This window comes from Klebsiella sp. 28 (genome assembly GCF_018223905.1).
Lineage (GTDB): Bacteria > Pseudomonadota > Gammaproteobacteria > Enterobacterales > Enterobacteriaceae > Klebsiella > Klebsiella pneumoniae.
In genome coordinates this window covers 1-3,255 of record NZ_JAGRQY010000273.1, presented here as the reverse complement: position 1 = coordinate 3,255, position 3,255 = coordinate 1, and the positions used below count along the sequence as shown (strand labels likewise).

Genomic DNA, 3,255 nt, shown 5'->3' with positions numbered 1-3,255 from the left:
ATCTCCAGCAGACGCATCATCACCGAATCCACTTTGCCGCCGAGATAACCGGAGAGCGAACCGTACAGCGTGCCGAGGATCACCGCCACCAGCGCCGCCGCCACCCCGACCATCAGCGAAATGCGCCCGCCGATCGCTACGCGCACCAGCAGATCGCGCCCGGAGGAGTCGGTTCCGAAGTAGTGGCCGGAGGCCATATCCGGGGCATTGGACATCATGCCCCAGTCGGTATCGAAGTAGGAGAACGACGACACCATCGGCGCGAAGGTAACGAACAGCGCAATAAGCACCAGCATAATCAGGCTGGTCACCGCGGCGCGGTTATGCATAAAGCGACGACGCGCGTCCTGCCAGAGGCTACGCCCCTCCACTTCCAGCTTCTCACTGAAGTTTTCCAGCGCCTCGCTATTTTTCTTACTTAACATCATGGCGAACTCCGGCTTCAGTAGCGAATCTTCGGATCGATAACGGCGTACAGCACGTCAACGATGGCGTTGAACAGGATAGTCAGGGCGCCAACGAGGATCGTCAGGCTGAGCACCAGCGAGTAGTCGCGGTTAAGCGCCCCGTTAACGAACAGCTGGCCGATCCCCGGCAGGCCGTAAATGGTTTCAATGACCATTGAGCCGGTGATGATGCCCACGAAAGCTGGCCCCATATAGGAGAGCACCGGCAGCAGCGCCGGCTTCAGCGCATGGCGCAGAATAATGCGACGCATCGGCAGCCCCTTCGCCCGCGCGGTGCGGATAAAGTTAGAGTGCAGCACTTCAATCATTGAGCCGCGGGTGATACGCGCGATGCTGGCGATATAGGCCAGGGAAAGCGCCACCATCGGCAGGATCATAAATTTCAGCGCCCCGCCGTTCCAGCCGCCGCCCGGCAGCCAGTGCAGGGTAATGGCAAAGATCATCACCAGCAGCGGCGCGACCACAAAGCTCGGAATAACCACGCCGGTCATGGCTACCCCCATCACCGCGTAGTCCCAGCGGGTATTTTGCTTCAGGGCGGCTATCACCCCGGCGGCAACGCCGATCACCACCGCCAGTAAAAAGGCGGCGAAGCCAAGTTTCGCTGAAACCGGGAAGCTGGCGGCCACCAGATCGTTGACGGAATAATCTTTGTATTTAAAAGAGGGACCAAAATCGCCATGCGCCAGCTGCTTCAGATAATTGAAGTACTGCGTCATGATAGGGTCGTTTAAATGGTATTTTGCTTCAATATTCGCCATGACTTCCGGCGGTAGCGTGCGTTCCCCGGTAAAAGGACTTCCCGGCGCCAGACGCATCATGAAGAATGAGATGGTGATAAGAATAAATAGCGTCGGAATCGCTTCCAGACAGCGACGTAAGATAAATTTTAACATTGCCCGTACCTTCTGGCGTGTGCCTTTGCACTGCTCTCAAATAAGACACGATGGAGCGAGCCGAGACCCGCTCCACGTATTGCCATTAATGTTTGATAACGTAGAGGTCTTTGGTATAGACGTTATCCATCGGGTCTTTACCGGTATAGCCACCGACCCACGGTTTCACCAGGCGGGCGTTAACGTAGTAATAGACCGGTACGATCGCGCTGTCTTTGTCCAGCTGCTGCTCTGCTTTCGCATAGGCCGCCGTGCGCTGCGCTTCATCGGATGCTTTTACGGATTCAGCCATAATCTTGTCGAACGCCGGGCTCTTATAGTGCGCGGTGTTCATTGAACTGTCAGAGAGCATGGTGTTCAGGAAAGAGGTTGGCTCGTTATAGTCGGCGCACCAGCCCGCACGCGCCACGTCATAGGTGCCCTGATGACGGGTATCGAGGAACGTTTTCCACTCCTGGTTGACCAGCTTCACGTCAATGCCCAGGTTTTTACGCCACAGCGAGGCGGCGGCAATCGCCAGCTTCTTGTGCAAATCAGAGGTGTTATACAGCAGGTTGAAGGTCAACGGTTTATCGGCGCTATAGCCGGCTTCGGCCAGCAGTTTTTTCGCTTCTTCGTTGCGTTTTTCCTGCGACCAGGTAAACCATTCCGGCTCGCTCAGCTTCGCGCCATCGGTATACGGTGGGGTGTAGCCGTAGGCCGGCAGATCGCCCTGTCCTTTAACCTTATTAGCAATAATATCGCGATCCAGACCCAGCTTCAGCGCGGTACGCACGCGCACGTCGGTGAACGGGGCCTTCTGGTTGTTGATTTCGTAATAATAGGTACACAGATAGGGGTCAACGTGCAGCTCGTTGGGGATCTCTTTTTTCAGCTTCTGGAAGAGTTCGATCGGCAGCTGGTTATAAGTCATGTCCAGTTCACCGCTGCGGTAGCGGTTAACATAGGTCACTTCGGAAGAGGTCGGCAGCCAGGTAACGGTGTTAATGACGGTTTTAGCATTATCCCAATAGTGCGGGTTACGCTCCATCACGATCCGCTCGTTGACCACCCAGTCTTTCAGAGTATACGCGCCGTTGGTAACGATATTGCCAGGCTGCGTCCACTTTTCGCCAAATTTTTCGATGGCCGGTTTGTAGACGGGAGACATCGCCGGGTTAACCAGCAGTTTATAAAAATAGGGTACCGGTTCGCTGAGGGTGACTTCCAGCGTGTGGTCGTCAATGGCTTTTACGCCCAGCTCGCTCGGCGCTTTCTTGCCGTCAATGATTTCGTCGACGTTAACGATATGACCATATTGCGGATAGCTGGCATAAGGAGAAGCTGTTTTCGGATCTACCAGACGCTGCCAGCTGTATACGAAGTCCTGGGCGGTAACCGGCTCGCCGTTAGACCATTTTGCATCTTTACGCAGATGGAAGGTCCAGACTTTAAAATCTTTATTATCCCAGCTCTCCGCCACGCCTGGGATCGGGTGGCCATCTTTCGGCGAAGTATTCAGCAAACCTTCGAACAGGTCGCGGCTAATATTGGCCTCTGGCACCCCTTCGATTTTATTTGGGTCCAGCGATTGCGGCTCGGCGCCGCTATTACGTACCAGGGTTTGCTTCTCTGCCAGCTGCACTCCAGCCGGGACATCCGCTGCCATTGCCATATTGCCGGCGATCAGTGCGGATAGCACTCCCGCGGCGATTAAACGCTTTTTAGTGATGATGGTCATTGTGTTGTAACTCCAGTCATTATAATTACTGGTTTTTTAACCAGCCTGTTTTTCCCGTTTTCGGGTTCTGTCCAACGCAGGAGTTTGCGATTGGCAGATTGCTATCACCGACTTATTTATTACGACCGCTCGAACGGCAGTCTTAACGTCGATTCGTTGCCCTCGCTGGAGG

The 3,255-nt window shown here is 54.7% G+C and carries 2 protein-coding genes and 1 pseudogene; all 3 read right to left on the bottom strand.

Going from position 1 to position 3,255, the window contains the following annotated elements:
- Positions 1-428 (bottom strand): annotated as a pseudogene (locus KHQ28_RS28115) (peptide ABC transporter permease); the annotation flags it as partial.
- A 14-nt stretch (positions 429-442) separates the two neighbouring features.
- Positions 443-1,363, bottom strand: coding sequence for an oligopeptide ABC transporter permease OppB (oppB, locus tag KHQ28_RS28110; RefSeq protein WP_002910089.1), 921 nt, complete (start codon positions 1,361-1,363; stop codon positions 443-445).
- Positions 1,364-1,448: 85 nt separating this feature from the next.
- Complete coding sequence (gene oppA / locus KHQ28_RS28105) at positions 1,449-3,083, bottom strand: oligopeptide ABC transporter substrate-binding protein OppA (RefSeq protein ID WP_004148754.1); 1,635 nt, start codon at positions 3,081-3,083, stop codon at positions 1,449-1,451.
- Positions 3,084-3,255 lie beyond the last annotated feature (172 nt).

Excerpts from the sequence above, each read along its gene's own strand:
- oppB (WP_002910089.1), bottom strand. The coding sequence starts at position 1,363 with ATGTTAAAATTTATCTTACGTCGCTGTCTGGAAGCGATTCCGACGCTA.
- oppA (WP_004148754.1), bottom strand. The coding sequence starts at position 3,083 with ATGACCATCATCACTAAAAAGCGTTTAATCGCCGCGGGAGTGCTATCC.